The organism is Hamadaea flava, from assembly GCF_024172085.1.
Lineage (GTDB): Bacteria > Actinomycetota > Actinomycetes > Mycobacteriales > Micromonosporaceae > Hamadaea > Hamadaea flava.
The window spans coordinates 7,902,892-7,924,510 of sequence record NZ_JAMZDZ010000001.1 but is presented as its reverse complement, the minus strand read 5'-3'; the positions used below and the strand labels follow the sequence as shown (position 1 = coordinate 7,924,510).

Below are 21,619 nucleotides of genomic sequence, written 5' to 3'. Positions count from 1 at the left end.
TGGGAGCGGTACCCCGCGCATTACCGGCAACGGTTAAGTTGGAGCACAGACCAGTGGAGGTGACGATGCGTTACGAAATGGCGGAGGAGCTGGAGCAGCCTCGGCTCGACCAGGCTTGGGCGACGTACTCGGCTGCCTTCGACGAACTCCGGGCGGCCACGGTCGAGCGAAATGTCATGTATCGGCATGAATTCGACGTGGTCATGTTGGACAAAAGGATCGAAAAGCACTACGCGGTCGATCCGGCCATCGACCGGGTGGTGGCGCTGGCGACGTTCACCAACGCGCTGGACGCGCTCACCTGGCTGTCCCCGGAGTATTTCGCCGCACGGTGGCCCGACCAGTTCGCCAAGAAGCAGATCTGGTACCTCGGCTTCTTCGCGATCCATCCGGAGTACCGGCACAGCGGCATCTTCGAGGCGGTCATCACTCAGATGTGGCGACCGATCCACGCCTCGGGCGGGGTCGCCGCGCTCGACATCTGCGGCGTCAACATCTCCCTCGGGCTAGCCGGCGCGATCACGCGCACGCTCAAGGACCTGACGCCGGCGATGGTGACCGAGGAGATCGACGTGCAGACCTACTGGGCGTTCAGCCTCGACGCGCCGGCCTGAATCCGCACCGGCGGCGCGACCGACCAGCGGCGCGCGAAGTCACCGGCGCTCACCGCGTGGCCCCAGAGCCAGCCCTGGCCGTAGGTGACGCCGATCCGGGACAGCAGTTCCCGCTGCCCCTCGTCCTGCACGCCTTCGGCCACCACGCTGAGCTGCAACGCCTCGCTCATCGCCGCGACCGCCCGGACGATCGCCTCGTCCTCGGGGTTGTGCCCGAGTCCGACCACGAACGACTTGTCGATCTTCACCCCGGTGACCGGATAGTTCCGCAGATAGCCCAGGGCGGAGAAGCCGGTGCCGAAGTCGTCGACGACCAGGCTGACGCCCAGGTCCCGAAGCGCTTGCATGGTCTGATCGATCGCGTTGGACGGCTCGATCATGACCGACTCGGTCAGCTCGATCACGACCGCCGAGGGCGGCAGGCCGTACTCCCGCAGCGCCGCGCCCAGTTCCCCCGGCAAGCGGGCGTCGCGCAGCTGCCGGGGCGAGACGTTGATCGACAGCCAGAACCGCTCGGCGACCACGCCCTCGGCCCGCCACTGCGCCAGCTGCCACAGCGACTCGTGCATGACCCAGCGGCCGATGTCGATGATCAGCCCGGACTCCTCGGCGACCGGGATGAACGTCGCCGGCCCGACCAGACCGCGCTCCGGATGCGTCCACCGCAGCAGCGCCTCGGCGCCGACGATGCGGCCGCTCGGCATGTGCGCCACCGGCTGGAAGGCCAGATGCAGCTGGCCGAGCGCCATGGCCTCCCGCAGCGCCAGGTCGATGTCGATGCGCTCGCGTACGCGGTCGCGCATCACCGGGTCGAAGATGACCCAGCCGTCCCGGCCGTTCGCCTTCGCCTGGTACATCGCCGTGTCCGCGTCGCGCAGCAGATCCTCGGCGCTGACGATCGGCCCGGCGGTCTCGATCTCCGGTACGCCGTCCTCGCCGAACCGGCGGACGGCCTCACCGTGCTCAGCCGGGTTTCGGCCGGCCTTCCCCTTCCGGTGGGCGGGCTCGCCCTTCTTGGCGGCCTCAGCCTTCTTGGCGGCCTCAGCCTTGTTGGCGGACTCGGCCTTTGCGGCGGCCTCGGCCTTCGTGGCGGTGGCCGGCTCGCCGTTCGTGGCGGCCGTGGTCGTCTGCTCGCCGTTCTCGGTGGTCGGCTCAGCCATCTCGCGAGCGACCTCGGCGGCCGTTTCCCGGCTCACGAAGCCGGCTTCGCCGGCCGTGTGACCGGCGGTCCTGGTCGAGCTGGAGATGCCGATCGAGACGCTCACGACGACGTCGGCACCCGGCATCCGCAGGGTCTGCCGCATCGTCTGCAGGATCACCTCGGCCAGCGTCAGCGCGTCCTCCCGGCTCGCCCGGTACGCCACCACGAACTCGTCGCCGCCGACCCGGGCGATCTGGGCCGCCGCCGGGGCACAGGCGCGCAACCGCCCGGCCACCTCGGCGATGACCTGGTCCCCGGCCATGTGGCCGCGGGAGTCGTTGACGTACTTGAAGCCGTCCAGGTCCAGGAAGTACACCCAGACCTCCTGGCCGTCGACCGGCTGGGCCAGCATCTGGCGGACCCCGGTGAACCAGAGCGAGCGGTTCGCCAGGCCGGTCAGGGAGTCGTGGGTCGCCTGGTACTCGTAGCGGTGCTGGGCGGCGGCGTACCCGCGCACAGCTGAGACCGCCCGCGCCAGCAACAGGACGACGATGGCGGCCCCGCCGACGGCCAGCAGTAGGCGATCGAACGTCGTCGGCTCCTCGATCAGGACGCTGAGGACGAACGGGACGGCGAGGGCCGGAGCGATCAAGATCAGCCGGCGGGCGGACCAGGCCTGGATGGGCAGGCTCGCCTGCCGGCCGATGTCAGCCATCGACGCGTGCAGCCCGGAGGCGCCGATGAGCGTGAAACCCAGCAGGAACGGCAGGTCCAGCAGCGGCGAGCCGACCAGCTCCCCCTCGGTGCCGATGATCGCGTACGCGACGTCGCCGGTCAGCAGCAGCGCCATGCACCCGAGCAGCATGGTGAACGCGGGACCGCGCCGGGTCGCGAAGGCCAGGTTCATCACGAGCAGCACGAGGATGCCGTCGAGCAGCGGATAGACCCCGGCCAGCGCCGAGACGGCCGCCTGACGGCCGGCGATCGAGACCGCCGGCACGGCGAAGAACATGACGAACAAGACGGTCACGCCGACGCCGATGAGCAGGCCGTCGATGACCGCGTGCCGCTTGTCTCCCACCCGGGCCCGCAGGAAGCCGCCGAGCGCCAGGAACATGCATAGGTAGCCCGGGATGGTGAAGCAGTCGGGCAATACCCCGCCCAGGCCGGAATTCTGGTCCAGCATGGTACGCAGCAGCGCCCCGGCCAGGAACAGGAAGCAGGCAGCCGACAGCAGCCGCCAAGGCCAGGCCGGAAGCGGCCGGTAGCGGCGGATGCCAAGGACTATCGCGTAGCCGGCTCCGATGCCGACCGCGCTGAACGCAAGCCCGCTGACGACCGGGTTCGGGACGAACGCATAGAGCGCTGCGGCGACGAGCCCGCCCGCCAGGAAAAAGCTCCAGGCCTGCGTCGGAGACTTATGGGGCATGGGCACACCCCCCTGCGGGAAGGCTCACGGCGCGGCGGATGAGAAACGATATCAACGTCCGCCCAACGATAGCGAGGGTTCTCGCTGAAGGCGCAAATACGACATTTCGCCCCTTTCCTCGGCCGGCGTTCTGTCGGCGCCCGCTTCCCGCGCGGGCGCTCCGTCGGCGCCCGCCTCCCGCGCGGGCGCTCCGTTGGTAGCAGATCACGGTTATACCTGCGATCTTGGTCCAAGATCGCAGGCTTATCCATGATCTGGCCGGAAAAAAGCCCGCGGACCCGCCGGGCGTACTGTCGATTCCGGCGATTCTCGTGCGTCGGAGTTGACGAACGACCTGATTCCCAGGTCACTGAGCGGAAGGGCCACGACCATGGCCAAGTACCTCATCCTGATCCACGGCGACGAGCAGCCGTGGGAGAATCCCTCGCCGGCCGACCTCGACGCCATGATGGCCGCCCACAACGCGTTCTCGGCCAAGCACGGCTCGGCGATCGTCGGCGGCGAGGCGCTGCAGTCCACCAAGACCGCCACCAGCATCCGGGCCGACGGCACCATCACCGACGGGCCGTTCGCCGAGATCAAGGAAGCGCTGGGCGGGTACTACCTCATCCAGGCGGCCGACCTCGACGAGGCGATCGCCATCGCGAAGGACTGCCCGATGCCCGACGGCGGCGTCGAGGTCCGCCCGGTCATGGAATTCGAGTAGGCCGTACCCCGTGACCGCGCTCCGGATGCCGGCTCCGGCCGAGGTCGCGGCCGCGGTCGCCGACGCGCACCGTCGCGAGTGGGCCTTCGTGCTCGCCGCGACGGTGCGCGTCACCCGTGATCTCGACCTCGCCGAGGAGTGCGTGCAGGACGCGTACGCGAATGCCTTGTCGGCCTGGCCGACGACCGGCATCCCGGACCGGGCGGGCGCATGGCTGACGACCGCCGCCCGTAATCGCGCCCTCGATCTGTTGCGCCGCGACCAGACCGCACGCCGTCATCTCCCGCTGCTGCTCGACGATCCGGCGCTGCCTGGGCCGGAGAGCACATTGGATACTCCGGACATCCCCGACGACCGCCTGCGGCTGATCTTCACCTGCTGCCACCCCGGCCTCGCCGTCGAGGCCCAGATCGCGCTCACCCTCCGGCTGCTCTGCGGGCTCACCACCGCCGAGGTCGCCCGGGCCTTCCTGGTCAGCGAGCCGACGATGGCCGCCCGCATCACCCGGGCCAAGAAGAAGATCGCCAACGCGCGAATCCCTTACCGCGTACCGTCTTCCGCCGATCTGCCGGCCCGCGTCGAGGCCGTGCTGTCCGTCGTCCACTTGCTCTACACGACCGGCCACACCGCACCGTCCGGCACCGACCTGATCCGGACCGATCTGGTCCAACGCTCCCTCGACCTGTCCCGCATGCTGCGCGAACTCCTGCCGCGCGAGCCCGGCGTCGCCGCGCTGCTCGCGCTCATCCTGCTCACCGACGCGCGAAGCGGCGCGCGTACCGACGGTCAAGGCCGCATGGTCCTGCTCGGGGACCAGGACCGCTCGCTCTGGGACCGCCAAGCCATCTCCGAAGGAACTCAACTGGTACGCGAGGCGCTGAGCAGGCGGCCACCGAGCAAGTACGCCCTGATGGCCGCCATCGCAGCCGTCCACAGTGAAGCCTCGAGCTGGGCGGCGACCGATTGGGCGGAACTCGTCGGCCTCTACGACCTCCTGATGGCGACCTGGACCTCCCCCGTCGTCGCCCTCAACCGCGCCGTCGCCGTCGGCTTCGCCCACGGCGCCCTCGCCGGGCTGCACGCGCTCGACGAACTGAGCACCGAACCCCAACTCGCCCGGTACTCCTACCTCGCGGTGGCCCGCGCCGAGTTCCTCGAACGCCTCGGCCGGATCGTCGAGGCGCGGCTGGCGTTCACCGAGGCGCTCATGCTGACCGAGAACGCCGTCGAGCGCTCGTTCCTCGAAGGCCGCCTCGCCGCCCTCCCCGACTAGTTGCCGGGCGGGGTTACCGTCGGGTCATGACGTTGTTCGCCCCGTTCAGCGGGACGCTCTACCTCCCCGACAAGGAGTTCCTCAACACCAGTACGCCAGTCCTGCTGCCGGACGGCCGGCCGATCGCCGGGATCGTGTGGCACACCTGGACGCAGCGTTTCGAGATCACCGACCCGGCCGGGTCGGTCGTGGCCGAGTGCCGCCCCGAGGGCGTGTTCCGGCGGCGGTTTCCGGTGCGTACGCTCGACGGCCGCCGGGTCGTCCAGTTGATTCCCGGCGCTTGGCGGCCGTTCAACGGGGCCGAGCTGATTCTGGCGGCCGGCGGCCAGTTGACGGTGCGGCAGGTCAGCGTCTGGTCGGACCGGAAGTTCGAGTTCTACGGCCAGCACGGCCTCGTCGGCCGGATCATGCCGACCACGGGCACGTTCAGTTTCCGCCCCGACTCGTACGCCTTCGAAGTGCTCGCCCCGGTGATGTCGGCGCTGGAGGCGATCGCGATCGCGCAGGCGTTGCGGCTGGTGGCCCGGGGCAACCGGTCGTCCGCGGCGGCCGCGTCCAGCGTATAAGCGCCTGTCGGACCCGTCTGGCATATTCGGCGGCATGGACCTGACGCCGCGTGAGCAGATCGAGTGGGAGTGCCGCCGCCGGGGCAAGGCGGCGGTGCTCGCCGACTGCCTGGCGCTGCTGCGCGGCGAGACGGATCTGCGGCTGCTCCGGTCGGTCGCCGGGCGCGGCGCCGACAAGTATTTCGACGGCGCGGAGCACGAGGACACGTACTGGTTCCGGGTGTGGGCCATGCGAGGGCTGCTCTGGTCCTGGGACGACAGCGCCACGAACGCCGTCGTCGGCGCGTTCGGCGACGAGGCTTGGCGCGTCCGCGAAATGGCGGCCAAGGTCGTGGCGAGGCATCTGGTGGCGGAGGCCGGTCCGGCCGTGGCCGAGCTGCGCGACGACCCCGTTCCCCGCGTACGCGCGGCCGCCGAGCGCGCGGTCGCGAGGCTGATCTCGGCTCAGGCATGATCTTGGGTGTGAAGAAGCTCCCTTGGTTGACCGTCGTCGTCTTCGCCGGCACGGCCGCCGTCAGTTTGTGGGCCGCGGTCGACGGCGACGTTATGCGGGCGCTGGGGCGCGATCCGGCCGGGTTCTCGGCGGGCGGCTGGTGGCGGCTGTTCTCGGCGTTGCTCGTGCAGGCCGACGGCTGGACGCAGCTGGTGTTCAATCTGCTCACTCTTGCCGGCTTCGGCTACCTCGTCGAGGCCGGCCTGGGCCGATGGCGCTGGGCGGTGCTCTATTTCGGCGCGGGCCTGCTCGGCCAGGCGCTCGGGTATGCGTGGGAGCCGCCCGGCGGCGGGAACTCCGTGGCGGTCTGCGGCCTGGTGGGCGGGCTGGCCGCGGCGGCCCTGCTGAACCGGATGACGTTGCCGCCCAACACCGGCTACCTCACGGCGCTGTACGCGGTAGCTCTGACTGGCACGCTGCTCAGCGACTGGGTCGTCACGATGATCGGGATGCTCGTGCTGGTGGCGGCCTTTGTGGTCCTGAGGAGGACCGGCCGCGGCACCGGGATTCTGGCCGTCCTGGTGCCGCTGGCCGGTCTGGTCCTGCTGGTGAGGCAGGACCATCACGGGGCATCTCTGCTGTTCGGCGTGCTCGCCGGAGCGGTCACGCTGTGGCGGGTTCCTCGGCTCGCTCCGACGCCGTGATCTGGAAGTCGAGCTTGCCGTCGACGACGCGGACCGTGGCGGTGTCGCCCCCGCTCACCTGACCCGCCAGGACCATCTTCGACAACGGCCCGTCCAGCTCACGCTGGAGCGCGCGGCGCAGCGGACGCGCACCATACTCGGGCTGGTGACCGCGCTCGGCCAGCCAGTCGACCGCTTCCGGCGTGACCTCCAGCGTGATGTTCTGCGCCTTCAGCCGCCGTTTCGTGCCTTGGAGCAGCAGCTCGGTGATCTGGCGCAGGTCGGCCTGGGTCAAGCCGGTGAAGATGATGACATCGTCGATCCGGTTCAGGAACTCCGGCCGGAACCGCTGACCCAGTAGCTCCATCAGGTCGTCGCGCAACATGGCCACGTCCTTGCCGGCCGTCTGCGCGGCGAGGATGCGGTCCGCGCCGATGTTGCTGGTCATCACCACGACCGTGTTGCTGAAGTCGACGGTACGCCCCTGGCCGTCGGTCAGCCGCCCGTCGTCGAGCAGCTGCAACAGGATGTTGAAGACGTCCGGATGGGCCTTCTCGATCTCGTCGAACAGCAGCACGCTGTACGGGCGGCGGCGGACGGCCTCGGTCAGCTGCCCGGCGTCGTCGTAGCCGACGTATCCGGGCGGCGCCCCGACGAGGCGGCTGACGGTGTGCTTCTCCTGGAACTCACTCATGTCGAAGCGGACCATGCCGTCCTCGTCGCCGAAGAGCGCCTCGGCGAGCGTACGCGCCAGCTCGGTCTTGCCGACCCCGGTCGGTCCCAGGAATAGGAAGGAGCCGTCGGGGCGCTTCGGATCGCCCAGTCCGGCCCGGGCCCGGCGTACCGCCTCGGCGACCGCCGTCACCGCCTCGTCCTGGCCGACGACCCGCTGGTGCAGATGTTCCTCGAGGTTGAGCAGCCGGTCCCGTTCGGCCTCGGTCAGCTGGGCCACCGGGATCCCGGTACGCCGAGCCACGACGTCCGCGATATCCGGCACGCCGACCTCGGGCACCTCCCCGGTCTGCCCCTTCAGCCGGGCAAGGTGATCCTCGGCGTCGGCGATGGCCGCCTTCAGCTGGTCCGCCTTGGCGTACTCCTCGTTGCGGACGGCGGCGTCCTTCTCCCGTTGCAGCTTCGCCACCTGCTCCTCGGCGTCGCGGGTGTCCGCCTTCGGCATCCGGGACCTCAGGCGTACGCGGGCTCCGGCCTGGTCGATGAGGTCGATCGCCTTGTCCGGCAGGAACCGGTTGGTGATGTAGCGGTTGGACAGATCGGCCGCCGCCGTCAGCGCCGCGTCCAGGATGCGTACCTGGTGGTGGGCCTCGTAGCGGTCGCGCAGCCCCTTGAGGATCGCGATCGTGTCGTCGACGGACGGCTCCGGGACCAGGACCGGCTGGAACCGCCGTTCCAGCGCCGAGTCCTTCTCGATGTACTTCCGGTACTCCTCCAGCGTCGTCGCGCCCACGACACGCAGTTCACCTCGGGACAGGGCCGGCTTGAGCATGTTGCCGGCGTCCATCGCGCCCTCGCCGCCGGCGCCCGCCCCCACGACGGTGTGCAGCTCGTCGAGGAACAGGATCACGTCACCGCTGGCCGCGCGTACCTCGTCGATGACCTTCTTCAGGCGTTCCTCGAAGTCGCCCCGGTACTTGCTGCCCGCCACCATGCCAGCGAGGTCGAGGACTACGACCCGCTTGCCGGACAGCGTCTCCGGCACGTCGCCGTTGACGATGCGCTGTGCGATGCCCTCGACGATCGCGGTCTTGCCCACGCCGGGATCGCCGATCAGGACCGGATTGTTCTTGGTACGCCGAGAGAGGATCTCGATGGTGTCCTGGATCTCCGCTTCGCGCCCGACGACGGGATCCAGTTCGCCGGCCTCGGCCTGGCTGGTCAGATCCTGCCCGTACTCGTCCAACGTCGGGGTCTCGCTCGGCGGTTTCGCACCGGGCGCCTGCCCGGGCGGGGCCGGGCTGACCAGCGTCCGCAGCGCCTGCCCGGCCACGGTGTCCGCATTGGCGGCGATGCCCAGCAGGATGTGTTCCGGCCCGATGTAGGAGGAGCCGGACTGCCGTGACTGCGTGTGCGCCTCCAGCAGCGCCCGTTTGGCCGCCGGCGTCAGCTGCGACGCCGGGCCGCCGGACGGGCCGTGCTCGTGTGCCTGCGCCATCTGCTCGGCGAGCTGGTCGGGATCGGCGCCCGCCGTGCTCAGCAGGCGTCGCGTCGGGTCCTGCTGGGTCGCCGCCCACAACAGGTCCGTCACGTCCATCTCATGCGAACCCCAGTGCCCGGCCTGGGTGGCGGCCAGCTCGACCAGCTCACGTGCCTGGTCCGACAGCAGTCGCGACAGATCCACCCGTTGTACGGGGCGGGCCGCGAACGGATCGCCGCCGAAGAACCGATTGATCAGATCGTCGAAGCCCCGGCCGGGCAGCCCGGCCATCCCGTCGATCGACATGTCACTGCGGATCGTTCACGCCGTGCGCCAGCTCGGCGACGGACTCCGTCATCGGTTCGGGCGCGTTCACCTCGACACCCGGTGTCGACGAACCGGCCCCCGACGACCCGGCGGGCGGTGCCGAGGCGATGCCCAGCATCGTCTCCTCGTCGAGCATGCCGTGGTCGTCGTTCCGCCGACGCCGGTAGGCCAGGTACGCCGCTCCGGCCGCCAGCCCGGTGGCGGCGACCCCGGCGACCGCCATCTTCCTGCCCCGCCCGGTGGCGGGGGCTGCCTTCTTCGTGGATTTCATCGCCGACTCCCCGCATAGCTCATGGACCCGCGTAGCTGATCGACGGACGCCGTCTCGGCGTCCTCGTCCCACGCTAGTGGTGAACCCGACTGATCGTGTCGAATCCCGGATATCCGGAAAACAGGCCGAAAATTCGCCATACGCTGATCTCATGAGTCAACATCGACTGCCGAACGAACAGGCGGACCAGGTCGGCTCGGGGGGCTTCGGCGAGGCGATGTTCGCCGTCACCCGGATCGCCATCGGGTTCATCTTCTTCTGGGCGTTCCTGGACAAGCTCTTCGGCCTCGGCAAGGCCACCCCCAGCGAGAAGAGCTGGATCAACGGCGGGTCGCCGACCAAGGGCTACCTGAGCAGCCTCAAGGGGACCTTCGCCGATGCCTTCACCGACATCGCCGGCAAGGCCTGGGCGGACTGGCTGTTCATGATCGGGCTGTGCGGCATCGGCCTGGCCCTCATTCTCGGCATCGGCATGCGCATCGCCGCCGTCACCGGCGCGATCCTGCTCTTCCTGATGTGGCTCACCGCCCTGCCGATCAGCAGCAACCCCTTCCTCGACGAGCACCTGATCTACGCGTTCGCGATCATCGCCATCGCGGTGACCGGAGCCGGGCTGCGGTACAGCCTCGCGCCCTGGTGGCGCAAACTGACCGCCAAGATGCGCTGGCTCTGGTAGCCCTGGCTCTCCAGCGGCAGCGCGCCGGGCAGGCCGGTCCGGCCAGCGATCGAAAAAGTTAAGTGTTGCCAGAACATTTTCGGTCGGCTATGTTAACGCTCACATGGCCGGACCGCCGTCCCCAGGACCGACCACCTTTGCGCGGGTGAACCGAGCCCATCTCACGGTTCGCCCTCCACCGCCCCGCAAGGAGGTCACCACCCATGACCCTATTCGGCCGTCCACGTCCCGCCGTCCTCGCCCTCACCGCCGCGGCAGCGCTGCTCGCGAGCCTGCTCACCGGAGGCGGCACCTCGCAGGCCGCCACCACGGGTCCGTGCGACATCTACGCCACCGGCGGCACGCCCTGCGTCGCCGCGCACAGCACGACCCGCGCGCTCTACGGCGCGTACAACGGCTCGCTCTACCAGGTACGCCGCTCTTCGGACAACGCCACCCTCAACATCGGACTGCTCAGCGCCGGCGGCTACGTCAACTCCGCCCCGCAGGACTCGTTCTGCGCCGGCACGTACTGCGTCATCTCCGTGATCTACGACCAGTCCGGCCGGGGCAACCACCTCACCCAGGCCCCGCCCGGAGGCTTCAGCGGCCCGGCGGCGGGCGGCTACGACAACCTCGCCCCAGCGACGATGGCGCCCATCATGGTCGGCGGGCACAAGGCGTACGGGGTGTTCGTGTCGCCCGGCACGGGGTACCGCAACAACGCCACCAACGGCATCGCCAAGGCCGACCAGCCTGAGGGGATGTACGCCATCTTCGACGGTACGCACTACAACGCCGGCTGCTGCTTCGACTACGGCAACGCGGAGACGAACAGCCGCGACAACGGCAACGGCACCATGGAGGCCATCTACTTCGGCAACATCAAGGCCTGGGGCTACGGCACCGGCAACGGCCCCTGGATCATGGCCGACCTGGAAAACGGCCTGTTCTCCGGGGTGAACGCCGGATACAACTCGAACGACCCGTCGATCAGCCACCGGTTCCTGACGGCGATCGTCAAGGGCGAGCCGAACCACTGGTCGATCCGGGGCGGCAACGCCCAATCCGGTTCATTGTCCACCTTCTACAACGGCGTACGCCCGAACGTGTCGGGCTACAACCCGATGAAGAAGGAAGGCGCGATCATCCTCGGCATCGGCGGGGACAACAGCGTCAGCGCGGCAGGCACGTTCTACGAGGGTGTCATGACCTCGGGCTACCCCTCCGACGCGACCGAGAACTCGGTCCAGGCGAACATCACCGCGGCCGGGTACGCCACCGCGGCCCGCGTCGGCCCCGCCAACGGCGCGGTCGTCTCGCTGCGCGCCACCACGGCGTGCTGCACCACGCGGTACATCTCGCACTCCGGCGCCACGACGCTGACCTCGGTCGTGACCTCGTCCAGCTCGGCGACCGACAAGGCAAACGCGACCTGGATCGTCCGGGCCGGCCTGGCCAACAGCGCCTGCGTCTCCTTCGAGTCCCGCAACACCGCGGGCAGCTACCTGAGGCACCAGAACTACCAGCTGTACACGCACGCCAACGACGGCAGCCTGTTGTTCGCCAACGACGCCACGTTCTGCCCGACCGCCGGCGTGAACGGACAGGGCATCTCGCTGCAGTCCTACAACTTCTCCAACCGCGACATCCGCCACTACAACAACAGCGTCTACATCGCCAGCTACGGCGGCTCCAACACGTTCGACGCCACTGGCCTGTGGGGCGACGACTCGAGCTGGGTCGTCGCCTCCCCCTGGACTCCGTGACGTACTCGTCCGGGCCCGTCGACAGGCGGGCCCGGTCGATCATGCCGTCGCGGAGTTGATCAGGGTCGTAGGGACATGACACGCCGGTCGATCATGACCGAAGGTTCATGATCGACCGGAGAATGAGGGTGGCGCCGGCTAGGAGGATGACGGCGGCGGTCACCGGGGGCAGGGCGTGCTGCAGACGGTGCGCCCAGCGGCCCGGCCGCGGCCAGCGTTTGAGGCCGCGGCGGCGGATCTCCAGCACGAGCAGCCCGGCCGCCGTGAGGGTGGCCGCCATTCCCGCACCGTAGGCCAGGACCAGGGTCACGCCGAGGACGCCGCGACCGAGGCCGATCGCCGCGAGGAGCACCACCAGGGCGGTCGGGCTCGGCACGAGACCACCCGCGACGCCCAGCCCGGCCAGGCTCAGGCGGCTGCGGGGACGGTCGTTGTGCGTACCCGTCTGGTGGCGGTGTTCGTGTTCGTGATGATGGTGGTGCGCGTGGCGTGACCGGGCCAGCAGCCCGGCCCCGACGGCGAGCACGACCACCCCGCTGGCGATGCCGAGCCACCGCAGCACGTGTTCCCCGGCGATCCCCGCGACCGCGGTGATGAGCAGGCCCAGCACCAGTACGCCGACGGTGTGGGTGAACGTGACGGTCGCGCCGACGAGGAGCGCGTCACGCGGGCGGCCGGACCGCCCGGCGAGGTACGCGGCCATGACGGTCTTGCCGTGGCCGGGCAGGGCTGCGTGCGCGGCCCCGAGCAGCGTGGCCAGGACGAAGGCGAGCAGCACACCGGTGAGTCCGAGGTTGCCGTCGCCGACGATGCCTTCGAGCGTCTGCTCGGCACGCGTGGTCCAGCTCGACCCGCTGGGCAGCGCGGCGAACACGGCGGCCGAGCCCGACCGTCCGATCTGGATGGCCGCGGTACGCGTGTCCAGCGGCGAGGCCAGCAGATCCTGCGGATAGTCGCGCAGGCCGTTGGTCGGCGAGGTCGCGGGCAGTCCACCGGCGTCGACCGCCGTCCCCTCACCGGCCACGACGATCTCGCGCCAGCCGACCCGATCGGTCAGGTAGCCGTTGCTGATGTCCACCGTCGATTTCGCGGCGGACGCGGTGAGGCGGCATTCGTAGCGGCTGGTCTCCAGCCCGGCCGCGCCTGCGGCGTAGGCGAGCGTCACGCCGTCGGTGCGCCACGCAGCGGGGATGCCGTCGAGCTTCACGGTTACGTTCGCCGCCACCTCGGCACACGTACGCGCGGCCGAGGCGGTCGGCTTGTCGGCGAGGGTCGGCAGCTCCGCGAGGTCGATCACCGCGAGCATGGTGACGGCGTCGGCCCGGACGGTGACCTGAAGGGACTGGTTCACCGAGAACTTCCCGAGCGGGTGCGCCTCGGCGCGCGCCGGCACCAGCAGGAGGACGGCGAGGGTCGCCAATGCGAGGACCACGAGGCGTCTCATCGTTTCGCTCCTTCGATCGCGCTGCGGTGGGCGGCGTACTTGGGGTTGCCGAGCTTGCTCGCGAGGTGGATCCAGTCGAGCGCCTCGGCGTGCCGTCCGGCCAGGTGCAGCGCCCAGGCCAGGACGTCGGCGACGTCGGCGAACTTGCGGCGCTGCCATTCCCGTCGGGCGGCCGCGACGGCCTTTTCGTAGTCGCCCTCGGCGACGGCCAGCTCGGCCTCGCCGAGGTCATCCCGTCCGCCCGCTTCGGCGAACAGACGCAGTCCCGCCTCGGCCAGCGCCAACCGCGTCTGCGCCTCGTCCGTGCGACCGGCCTTCGCGAGTGCGTCGGCGTACTCGATGAGCAGGGTCGGGGCCGGGGTCCGGGCGGTCACCTGTGCCCACAGGTCGAGGCGGTTCTCCAGCCGCGCCAGCCCGGCGGTCGCCTGTGCGTTGCCTGGCTCGGCCGCGAGCGCGGCGCGGTAATGTGCGGCGTCCTTGGTCAGGTCGCCCAGATTGGCCTCGATGAAGGCCCTGTCCTCCGCCGCGCTCACGGACTCCAGGGCGAGCTGCCACAACCGGACGGCGTCGGCAGTCCGACCGTGCTGCTCCAGGTCGTACGCGCCGCGGGCGTACGCGGGCAGGCCGGGCTTGATGTCGAGCAGCCGCTGTACCGCGTCGGTGGCCTTGTCCGGCTCTCCGAGCTGGGTGTACGCATCCGCCACAGCGGCCAGCGCGATCGAGTGGTACGGGTCCGCCGCGAGGGCCCGTTGGGCCCGGTCCCGGGCGGCGGTGAAGTCGTGCCGGGCGTTGGCGAGCGCGGCCTGACCGGCCAGCCCGTCGGCGTTGCCGGGCCGCAGGCGCACCGACTCCGCGAGCGCACCGTCGGCCTTCGGGTAGTACGCCGGATCGGCCGTCGTCCGGGCCTTCTCCACATAGGCCACGCCGAGCGCCGCCCAGCTGCGCCAGTCCCCCGGCACCTCGCCGAGCCGCTGCTGCAACTGGGCGACCTGATCCTTCTTCTGCGCTTTCACCGGCTGTGCCGTTGCCGGCCGCAGGGTGGTGTGCGTCGGTACGAGCAGGGCGGCGCCGAGGGTGAGGGCCGCGGCCACCCCGATCACCGCGAGGAACGCCTTCATGGTCGAGTCCTTCCGGATCTTGGTGATCTAGGCGAGAAATGGCGGCCAGGGCAACCATTTCTCGCCTAGATCGACTAGTGGGTCAGCCCGGTCACTCGGCCGGCGGGACGAACGGGTTGTCCGGATCGGACGGCGTGCCGGTGTTGCGGCGGCGCTTCATCCACCACCACATCCCGAAGCCGAGTGCGCCCATTCCGAGTCCGCCGCCCATCCAGGCCCACGCGGTGGGCGAGGTCATGACGTCGCCGACGCCCTCGAGCGCGTTCTGCGACACCGAGGGGGACGGCGACAGGGGGTCGCCGTGGTCGTCGGTCGGCATCGGGGTGGCCGCGCTCGACGGGTCCGTGGTTCCACCAGGAGTGGTGGTTCCCGCGCCCCGGCTGGTGTTCGGCAGGGCCAGGTACGGGAACCGGCCCGAGAAGTCGTTGTCGTTGACGTCGACGGCGTCGCCCGCCGCCAGGGCGTCCACGAGCTTGCCGCTCTGCGCCGCCCCGGCGACGGCCTGGACGCTGATGTCCACGACGTCGTCGGTGAGCCGCCGACCGTTCGGGAAGCCCTGCAGGTCGCCGCCGAGCACGCCCAGGCGGTTGGGCGTCTGGCTGATCTGGGTCGACAGGTTCAGCCGCAGCATCTCCGACGGCCGGAACCGGTTCGGCGAGACGTCGGCGTTGTTCAGCTGCGAGTTGAGATCGGCCTTGATCGGCCCGTTCGCCTTGGTCGTGATGCCTGTCAGGTAGATCTCCACCAGGTCGTTGCGTGGTGTGGCAGGTGCGGGGACCTGATAGATCGCCTGGAGCAGCCGGGCCAGTTCCGGATCGGTCACCCGGTTGACGACCTGCTGGATGCTCGCGTCCTGCGAAGGTGGGATCGAGTTGAAGGCGTCCTTCAGCCCGGACGGGACCACGACCTCGTTGACCAGCGGGTTACCCAGGCGGGAGACCTGGACGCGGTCGTTGGACAGCATCGGCTTGCTGCCGCTGATGCGTACGCGGTTGCGCTCGGTGGTGGTCCAGGCGCCGATGACCGGGTTGCGAGTCGCGTCTCCCTTGAGCGCCACGTCCTTGAACGGGACCTCCAGGACGATGCTGTTCACGTTGAATCCGGCCAGCGTGTCCTGGCCGACCTCGGACAGGTCGCCGCCGTACAGCAGGTCGAACACGCGCAGGTCCAGGAAGAACGGGTCGTCGGCCTGACCGGCGAAGACCCGCCAGCCGCCCTGCAACTGGACGGTGGCCTGGTCGCGCAGCTTCTGGTAGTCCGGCATGGACGCCTGACCCACCCGGGACGGCGCCACCGGAGTGTTGGTCGAACGCGTCCGGAACGGCGCGCCGTTGAATGACGACTCCAGCGTGTAGGACTGCCGGAACAGCAGGTTCTCGTCGTCCAGTGTCGTCACGGGACCGTTGTTGTAGAGGAACGTGTTGTTCCCCCGGCGGTCGTCGGAGTTGAACTTCCAGCGGAAGACGGCGTCCTCCTTGGCGTCCCCGTCGTTGTCGATGTGCAGCAGGTAGGCCGCGTCGGTCGCGAACGGAAAGAAGTTCGGCCCGCCGCCCGGGTCCGAGAACGGCGCGAAGTTCATCACGAACGTCACGTAGCCGTCGCGGTCCGGGCTGCGGAAGGCGTACAGGTCGGTGTTGTCGACGGCCGGGTCGCCGGCGATGAGTGAGGCCTCGCGGTGGCTGGACGCCGTGGCGCCCCCCGATCCGAGGCCGTAGGCCGCGCCGGCTAGCACCAGCGCGGTGGCGGCGATCGCGAAGATGCGCCGACGGCGGAGGCTGAGCATCGGTTCCTCCCAAACGGTTTTGATGGACACCGGGCATTCGCCGCCGTCACCGCCCGCGGATGGGCGTTGTCCTTTTCCCGATCCCGCGCCATCCGGCGCCCCCTCGGCTCCGAACTTCCGTATCCTCTTCGCGAAAGGACACACCCCCTCATGAAGGCGGTTCGCATGACCGCGTCGCTCGATGTCCTGCTCACCCGCGCCGCCGAAGGTGACCAGGCGGCGTTCGCCGACCTCTACGACCAGGTCGCCGGGCGCGTCCTCGGGCTCGCGACCCGCATCGTCCGCGACCCGGCCCAGGCCGAGGAGGTCGCGCAGGAGGCGCTCCTCGAGGTCTGGCGTACGGCCGCGCGGTTCGACCCCGCCAAGGGCTCCGCGCTCAGCTACCTGCTCGCGATCACCCATCGCCGTTCAGTTGATCGGGTACGCGCAGCGCAAGCCGGCGCGGACCGGGAGCGGAAGGTGGCGGCGACCGCGGCGACCCGGGAGTACGACGTGGTGGCCGAGACCGCGGAGGCCGCCTTCGAACGCACCCAGGTCCGGGTCTGCCTCGACGCGCTGACCGCCGCTCAGCGGGAGGCCATCACGCTGGCGTACTGGGGCGGGCGGACCTATCGGGAAGTCGCCGAGCTGCTCGGGGTGGCGCTGCCGACGATCAAGACGCGGATGCGCGACGGGCTCATCCGGCTCAGAGACTGTCTGGAGGTGGCGTTGTGAGTCATGACCTGCTCGCGGCGTACGCCTTGGACGCGGTCGACGCGGCCGAACGCGGCGACGTCGAACGGCACCTCGGCGGCTGCGCCGAATGCACTCGGGAGCTGGCTTCCTTCCATCGCACGCTCGGCGAGTACGCCCAAGGCACCGAACCGGTGGAGCCGCCAGCCTCGCTCCGCTCGGCCGTGCTCACCGCGATCGGGTCGACGCCGCAGACGGCCGGGGTCGTCCGGACTCCCCTGCGTCGCCGCGTACGCCGCGTCGCGCTGGTCGCCGGAGTCGCCGCCGCTGTCGCCTTCGGCGCACTGGCCGTGCAGCAACTCTGGCCGAGCGGAACCCGGCCGTCGGATGCGATCGCCGCCGTCCTGGCTGCACCCGACGCGCGGGAACAGCACACGACCGTGACGGGGGGCGGCGAGATCACCGCCGTGATCTCCGACGAGCGGGCGCAAGCCGTCGTCACCGTGCGTGGCCTGCCCACGAGCGACACCTCACACGCGTACCAGCTGTGGATCATCCGGGTCAACGGCCAGCCGGAGTCGGTGGACGTGCTCGAACCGGGCGACGGCGACGACGTACGCCTCCTCGACGGGATCGGCGACGCGATCGTCTACGGCGTGACCCGGGAGCCGCCGGGCGGGTCGGCCGTGCCGACGCTGCCGATGCTCGCCGGCGTCCCCCTCGACTAGCGCTTCGGCTGCGCGGTTCCGCCTTCGGCTGCGCGGTTTAGCGCTGGATCAGGGATCCGGGTCGAATCTTGCGCCATGATTCGACCCGGATCCCTGATCTGCTGCCCTCCTGCGGCGCGGACCTATTCGGACAATCTGCGTACAACGGGGGCATCGAACAGCCATGATCGGAGCATGACCGCAGTCACGGCCGAGGCCGGCGCGGTCGGCGCTCCGGCGCTGACCTCCCGACGACGGAACGCGATCTTCGCGACGATCGCGCTCGGGATGCTGCTCGCCGCGCTCGATCAGACGATCGTGAGCACGGCGCTGCCCACCATCGTCGGCGATCTCGGCGGCGCCACGCACCTGTCCTGGGTGGTCACCGCGTACATGCTCGCGGAGACGATCGCGACCGCGATCGCCGGCAAGCTGGGTGACCTGTTCGGCCGGCGGCTGATCTTCCAGATCAGCGTGGTGATCTTCGTGGTGGCCTCGGCGTTCTGCGGGCTCGCCAACTCGATGATCTGGCTGATCGTGTGGCGGGGCGTGCAGGGCGTCGGCGCGGGCGGCCTGATGGTCACCGCGATGGCCCTGATCGCGGACTACATCCCGCTGCGGCAGCGCGGCAAGTATCAGGGCGCGATGGGCGCGGTCTTCGGGCTGTCCTCGGTCTTCGGCCCGCTGCTCGGCGGGCTGTTCACCGATCACCTGACCTGGCGGTGGGCGTTCTACGTCAACGTGCCGCTCGGCATCCTGGTCATGATCGTGTCGTTCACGACGATGCCGGCGGTCGCCCGGGGCGCCCGGCCGATCATCGACTACCTCGGCATCGCGGTCATCGCCGCCGCGTCCAGCGCCGCGATCCTGCTGACCAGCTGGGGCGGCGTCGAATACGACTGGAACTCGCCGATCATCATCGGCCTGGGCATCGGCGCGGTCGTCGGCTTCGCACTGTTCGTCCTGGTCGAACGCCGGGCGCGCGAACCGATGCTGCCGCTACGGCTGTTCGCCAACCCCGTCTTCACGGTCTGCGGCGCGCTCAGCTTCCTGGTCGGCTTCGCGATGTTCGGCGCACTCACCTACCTGCCGACCTTCATGCAGTTCGTCCAGGGCGTCTCGGCGACCGAGTCCGGGCTGCGCATGATCCCGATGGTGATCGGGTTGTTCATCACCTCGATCACGTCCGGCACCATCGTCGGGCGCACCGGGCGGTACAAGCTGTTCCCGATCCTGGGCAACGCGGTCACCGCCGCCGGGCTGTTCCTGCTCTCGACGATGAACGCCTCGTCGTCGATCATCACCGTGTCGCTGTTCCTGTTCATCCTGGGCCTCGGCATCGGCCTGAGCATGCAGGTGCTGACGATCGTCGTGCAGAGCGCCGTCCCGTACGCCGACCTCGGAGTGGCCACCTCCGGGGTGAGCTTCCTGCGTACGCTGGGCAGCTGTTTCGGGGTGGCCGTCTTCGGCACGATCTACAGCAACGCCCTTTCGGACCGGGTCTCCGCGGCGTCGGCCCAGCTGCCCGCCGGGGTGAATCCGCAGCTGCTGTCCACCCCGGAGGGTGTGCACGCCCTGCCCGAACCGTTCAAGTCGACGGTCGTCGACGCGTACGCGTCCTCGCTGCAGACGGTGTTCCGCTGGGCGGTGCCGGTCGCGGTCCTGGCGGTCCTCATCGCGCTGCTGCTCAAGGAGGTCCCGCTGCGCGACACCGCCCGGGCGGCCGCCGGCGACCTCGACGAGGGCTTCGCGACACCGCGCAGCTCGGACCGGGTGCCGATCCTGGAGAAGGCGATCTCCCGGATCTGGCTGGCCAAGGGGCCGGCCGCCGCACCCGGGATCGTGGCCGCGTCCGGTGGTCGCCTCGACACCGCGCAGGCGTGGTGCGTGGCGCATGTGGCGCTGTTCGACCAGCATCGCGGCGGCGCCCAGGTCTCGGCCATCGCCCGCAGCCACGACCTGCCCGACGCGATCCTGGAGCCGAGCGTACGCGACTGCGCGGACGCCGGATTCGTCACGATCGACGGCGACGACCTGACGCTGACCCCGGCCGGGCGGGCCGAGTTCGACCGGCTCGCCGAGGCGTGGGCGGCCTGGTTGCAACGCGAGGTCGGTGTCACCACTGTGGGCAGTGAGATGACCGACGAGGAGTTCCGAACCGCACTCCGACTGGCGGCGCGGGAGCTGGTCACCAGCGACCAGCACGACGAGCTGGCCCTCGCTGGACGCTCCTGACCTGCGGAAAGCCGCGTTCGCGCCGGTCACGCGGGTGGCAAACTTTGCCAAGTTATGCCGCCGTGTCTTCCGACTGCTGAGTAACAACAGCACACTCGATGACAAGGGGGAGGACCCATCCAATAAGCGATCATCGTCGCCACTCCCCTTCGGATTGTCCAGTCGGGAGGGAGAATGCGGACCTTCTATCGAGGCCCCTCGGTACACGTGAGCGATGAGGTCTTCCTGGTACGCGAGACCGCCGTGAAGGCCTTCTCGATCAACCAGTTGCGCGACGTCTTCGTCGAGATCCACGGGCGGCGCGGCCCGGTCTACGAACTGCGGGCCGTCTACTACGGACAGCTGATCAGCCTGTTCCGGACCACGGATCAGCGACTGTTCGGGCAGATCAAACGAGCCCTGATCCGGGCGCTGGAGAACAGCGACCGCGTGTGACGTCCCCCATGTGCGGGCCTGGCCACCCTGGCCGGGCCCGCACCGTCCGCGCGATCATGAACTATCGGTCGTGATCGACCGGCGTGTCGCGTCCACGGCGCCCTGATCGATTCCGCGCCAGGTCAGGCGCTGCGGCGCCAGAACTGGCGCGGGGCGTACCCGTCGCGGCGCAACCAGTGTTCGGTGTAGACGATCCGCTCAGGCTCCACGACCACCAGCGAGTCGGCCGGGGGTTCGGCCAGTGATCGGCCGCGCTCGGCGTGCTCGTTCTCCCAGCGGAACGACGGCCAGTACCGTTCCCGGTCCGGGTCGCCCGGTTCGAGTACGCGAGCCGTGCCGAACAGCTGCGCGCCACGACTGCTGGCCAGCCCGACGAGCGGCGCGAACACGCCGATCGACACGCGCGGATCAGCGGCCAGATTCCGCATCTTGGGCGATTTCGGCGACGCGGTGAACATGACTGTGAACTCGTGGGCGTAGAACCGAACCGGTGTCGCCAGCGGCCCGTCTGCGCCGGTCGTCGCCAGCACGCACATGTTCTGCGAGCCGAGCAGGTTCAGGATGCGCTCCTCGATCCGATCGCGGGGAAGCTTGCGGGTGGGCGTGGGACCGGTCAGCCAGGAGCGCGTCATCCGGGGAGGATAGCGGGGTGGACTACTACCTGATCAACGGAGCTGAGCTGCACGTCGAGGAGTTCGTCCTCGCCGACGACCACACCGCCATCGCGATCGACTGCACGTCCGCCGAGGCCGCGATGCGGATCCGCCGGGAGCCCGCGCTGGCCCGCTCGATCTCGCGGGAGGAGGCGTCGGCCGCGTTCGGCGTACTGCCGGCGCAGTTGTCGGATCGGCATCCGCTGCCGTATGCACCGCTCGTGCTGACGGATGCCGAACCTTTGTACCGTACCCTTTTCGCCGGTCGCTTGTCCACTGTGGATGATCTTATTCTGGCGTGGGAGATGATGCCGTCGGACGAGCCGAACGTAGCCGGAGTGGCTCGGCGTACCGGGGCCGAGTGGCGGCTGCGCGACATCGGCCCAGGGGTCGCCTGGGCGGTCGATCTGACGGCTTCGCCGGACCGCGCCGCCGATCTGCTGCCGGATATTCGGACGACCGCCCGCCGCTTCGGGCTGATCCCGGTCACTGTCGAACGATTCTCCTGACGGCGTGACCTGGCGGCACCGTCGCCGACCCCGTCCCGTTAGTG

Annotated in this window: 20 protein-coding genes; 13 read left to right on the top strand and 7 right to left on the bottom strand. The window is 69.8% G+C overall.

Annotation, left to right across the window (positions count from 1 at the left end; genetic code table 11):
• Positions 1-65 precede the first annotated feature (65 nt).
• Entirely contained in the window at positions 66-614 is a 549-nt protein-coding gene (locus HDA40_RS36950; protein WP_253762514.1) for a hypothetical protein, read from the top strand.
• On the opposite strand, the gene HDA40_RS36945 is transcribed toward HDA40_RS36950, so the two are convergent.
• A complete protein-coding gene (locus HDA40_RS36945; RefSeq protein ID WP_253762513.1) occupies positions 581-3,184 on the bottom strand; it encodes a putative bifunctional diguanylate cyclase/phosphodiesterase in 2,604 nt (867 codons plus the stop codon). The genes HDA40_RS36950 and HDA40_RS36945 overlap by 34 nt on opposite strands.
• A gap of 370 nt (positions 3,185-3,554) precedes the next feature.
• Here HDA40_RS36945 and HDA40_RS36940 point away from each other — a divergent pair, with 370 nt between their 5' ends.
• The 5 genes from HDA40_RS36940 (at position 3,555) to HDA40_RS36920 (ending at position 6,866) form a co-directional block, all read left to right on the top strand.
• A complete protein-coding gene (locus HDA40_RS36940) occupies positions 3,555-3,890 on the top strand; it encodes a YciI family protein (RefSeq protein ID WP_253762512.1) in 336 nt (111 codons plus the stop codon).
• A gap of 88 nt (positions 3,891-3,978) precedes the next feature.
• On the top strand, positions 3,979-5,163 hold the full coding sequence (locus tag HDA40_RS36935) for an RNA polymerase sigma factor (protein WP_253763939.1): 1,185 nt from the start codon (positions 3,979-3,981) through the stop codon (positions 5,161-5,163).
• A gap of 26 nt (positions 5,164-5,189) precedes the next feature.
• Positions 5,190-5,729 (top strand): LURP-one-related/scramblase family protein, encoded by a 540-nt coding sequence (locus HDA40_RS36930; protein ID WP_253762511.1) that lies wholly within the window; start codon positions 5,190-5,192, stop codon positions 5,727-5,729.
• Positions 5,730-5,763: 34 nt separating this feature from the next.
• Entirely contained in the window at positions 5,764-6,183 is a 420-nt protein-coding gene (locus HDA40_RS36925) for a HEAT repeat domain-containing protein (RefSeq protein WP_253762510.1), read from the top strand.
• Positions 6,184-6,191: 8 nt separating this feature from the next.
• Positions 6,192-6,866 carry a rhomboid family intramembrane serine protease gene (locus HDA40_RS36920; protein ID WP_253762509.1) on the top strand — a complete coding sequence of 225 codons (675 nt, stop codon included), beginning with the start codon at positions 6,192-6,194 and terminating at the stop codon, positions 6,864-6,866.
• On the opposite strand, the gene HDA40_RS36915 is transcribed toward HDA40_RS36920, so the two are convergent.
• Together HDA40_RS36915 and HDA40_RS36910 are read right to left on the bottom strand one after the other, a co-directional pair.
• Complete coding sequence (locus HDA40_RS36915; RefSeq protein WP_253762508.1) at positions 6,826-9,303, bottom strand: ATP-dependent Clp protease ATP-binding subunit; 2,478 nt, start codon at positions 9,301-9,303, stop codon at positions 6,826-6,828. The two genes, HDA40_RS36920 and HDA40_RS36915, sit on opposite strands and share 41 nt — an antisense overlap.
• 1 nt (position 9,304) lies before the next feature.
• Positions 9,305-9,595, bottom strand: a complete 291-nt coding sequence (locus tag HDA40_RS36910; protein WP_253762507.1) for an LPXTG cell wall anchor domain-containing protein — start codon at positions 9,593-9,595, stop codon at positions 9,305-9,307.
• A gap of 151 nt (positions 9,596-9,746) precedes the next feature.
• Here HDA40_RS36910 and HDA40_RS36905 point away from each other — a divergent pair, with 151 nt between their 5' ends.
• Together HDA40_RS36905 and HDA40_RS36900 are read left to right on the top strand one after the other, a co-directional pair.
• Positions 9,747-10,271, top strand: a complete 525-nt coding sequence (locus HDA40_RS36905) for a DoxX family membrane protein (RefSeq protein WP_253762506.1) — start codon at positions 9,747-9,749, stop codon at positions 10,269-10,271.
• 203 nt (positions 10,272-10,474) lie between these two features.
• The gene (locus HDA40_RS36900; RefSeq protein ID WP_253762505.1) at positions 10,475-12,019 is read left to right on the top strand and encodes an alpha-L-arabinofuranosidase B; all 1,545 of its coding nucleotides are present in this window, start codon (positions 10,475-10,477) and stop codon (positions 12,017-12,019) included.
• Between the two features lie 91 nt (positions 12,020-12,110).
• Here the strand turns inward: HDA40_RS36900 and HDA40_RS36895 are convergent, their stop codons facing one another.
• From HDA40_RS36895 to HDA40_RS36885, 3 genes are all read right to left on the bottom strand, one after another.
• Positions 12,111-13,463: a nickel/cobalt transporter gene (locus tag HDA40_RS36895; protein ID WP_253762504.1), complete on the bottom strand. Its 1,353-nt coding sequence runs from the start codon at positions 13,461-13,463 to the stop codon at positions 12,111-12,113.
• Positions 13,460-14,581: a tetratricopeptide repeat protein gene (locus tag HDA40_RS36890; RefSeq protein WP_253762503.1), complete on the bottom strand. Its 1,122-nt coding sequence runs from the start codon at positions 14,579-14,581 to the stop codon at positions 13,460-13,462. Before HDA40_RS36890 ends, HDA40_RS36895 begins: the two co-directional genes overlap by 4 nt.
• A gap of 91 nt (positions 14,582-14,672) precedes the next feature.
• Positions 14,673-16,364, bottom strand: a complete 1,692-nt coding sequence (locus tag HDA40_RS36885) for a DUF4331 domain-containing protein (RefSeq protein WP_253762502.1) — start codon at positions 16,362-16,364, stop codon at positions 14,673-14,675.
• 165 nt (positions 16,365-16,529) lie between these two features.
• Between HDA40_RS36885 and sigK the strand changes: the two genes are divergently transcribed.
• The 4 genes from sigK (at position 16,530) to HDA40_RS36865 (ending at position 20,413) form a co-directional block, all read left to right on the top strand.
• Complete coding sequence (gene sigK / locus HDA40_RS36880) at positions 16,530-17,078, top strand: ECF RNA polymerase sigma factor SigK (protein ID WP_275978388.1); 549 nt, start codon at positions 16,530-16,532, stop codon at positions 17,076-17,078.
• Positions 17,075-17,764, top strand: a complete 690-nt coding sequence (locus HDA40_RS36875) for an anti-sigma factor (protein ID WP_253762500.1) — start codon at positions 17,075-17,077, stop codon at positions 17,762-17,764. The genes sigK and HDA40_RS36875 overlap by 4 nt, the downstream gene beginning before the upstream one ends.
• A gap of 174 nt (positions 17,765-17,938) precedes the next feature.
• Positions 17,939-19,978, top strand: a complete 2,040-nt coding sequence (locus HDA40_RS36870; protein ID WP_253762499.1) for an MDR family MFS transporter — start codon at positions 17,939-17,941, stop codon at positions 19,976-19,978.
• Positions 19,979-20,185: 207 nt separating this feature from the next.
• Entirely contained in the window at positions 20,186-20,413 is a 228-nt protein-coding gene (locus HDA40_RS36865; protein WP_253762498.1) for a DUF6232 family protein, read from the top strand.
• A gap of 122 nt (positions 20,414-20,535) precedes the next feature.
• On the opposite strand, the gene HDA40_RS36860 is transcribed toward HDA40_RS36865, so the two are convergent.
• A complete protein-coding gene (locus tag HDA40_RS36860) occupies positions 20,536-21,045 on the bottom strand; it encodes a pyridoxamine 5'-phosphate oxidase family protein (protein WP_253762497.1) in 510 nt (169 codons plus the stop codon).
• Positions 21,046-21,062: 17 nt separating this feature from the next.
• On the opposite strand from HDA40_RS36860, the gene HDA40_RS36855 reads away from it, so the two are divergent.
• Positions 21,063-21,575: a hypothetical protein gene (locus tag HDA40_RS36855; protein ID WP_253762496.1), complete on the top strand. Its 513-nt coding sequence runs from the start codon at positions 21,063-21,065 to the stop codon at positions 21,573-21,575.
• Positions 21,576-21,619: the final 44 nt, after the last annotated feature.

Coding starts and splice junctions, on each gene's coding strand:
- HDA40_RS36950 (WP_253762514.1), top strand. CDS start 66: ATGCGTTACGAAATGGCGGAGGAGCTGGAGCAGCCTCGGCTCGACCAG.
- HDA40_RS36945 (WP_253762513.1), bottom strand. CDS start 3,184: ATGCCCCATAAGTCTCCGACGCAGGCCTGGAGCTTTTTCCTGGCGGGC.
- HDA40_RS36940 (WP_253762512.1), top strand. CDS start 3,555: ATGGCCAAGTACCTCATCCTGATCCACGGCGACGAGCAGCCGTGGGAG.
- HDA40_RS36930 (WP_253762511.1), top strand. CDS start 5,190: ATGACGTTGTTCGCCCCGTTCAGCGGGACGCTCTACCTCCCCGACAAG.
- HDA40_RS36925 (WP_253762510.1), top strand. CDS start 5,764: ATGGACCTGACGCCGCGTGAGCAGATCGAGTGGGAGTGCCGCCGCCGG.
- HDA40_RS36915 (WP_253762508.1), bottom strand. CDS start 9,303: ATGTCGATCGACGGGATGGCCGGGCTGCCCGGCCGGGGCTTCGACGAT.
- HDA40_RS36910 (WP_253762507.1), bottom strand. CDS start 9,595: ATGAAATCCACGAAGAAGGCAGCCCCCGCCACCGGGCGGGGCAGGAAG.
- HDA40_RS36905 (WP_253762506.1), top strand. CDS start 9,747: ATGAGTCAACATCGACTGCCGAACGAACAGGCGGACCAGGTCGGCTCG.
- HDA40_RS36900 (WP_253762505.1), top strand. CDS start 10,475: ATGACCCTATTCGGCCGTCCACGTCCCGCCGTCCTCGCCCTCACCGCC.
- HDA40_RS36895 (WP_253762504.1), bottom strand. CDS start 13,463: ATGAGACGCCTCGTGGTCCTCGCATTGGCGACCCTCGCCGTCCTCCTG.
- HDA40_RS36890 (WP_253762503.1), bottom strand. CDS start 14,581: ATGAAGGCGTTCCTCGCGGTGATCGGGGTGGCCGCGGCCCTCACCCTC.
- HDA40_RS36885 (WP_253762502.1), bottom strand. CDS start 16,364: ATGCTCAGCCTCCGCCGTCGGCGCATCTTCGCGATCGCCGCCACCGCG.
- sigK (WP_275978388.1), top strand. CDS start 16,530: ATGACCGCGTCGCTCGATGTCCTGCTCACCCGCGCCGCCGAAGGTGAC.
- HDA40_RS36870 (WP_253762499.1), top strand. CDS start 17,939: ATGACCGCAGTCACGGCCGAGGCCGGCGCGGTCGGCGCTCCGGCGCTG.
- HDA40_RS36860 (WP_253762497.1), bottom strand. CDS start 21,045: ATGACGCGCTCCTGGCTGACCGGTCCCACGCCCACCCGCAAGCTTCCC.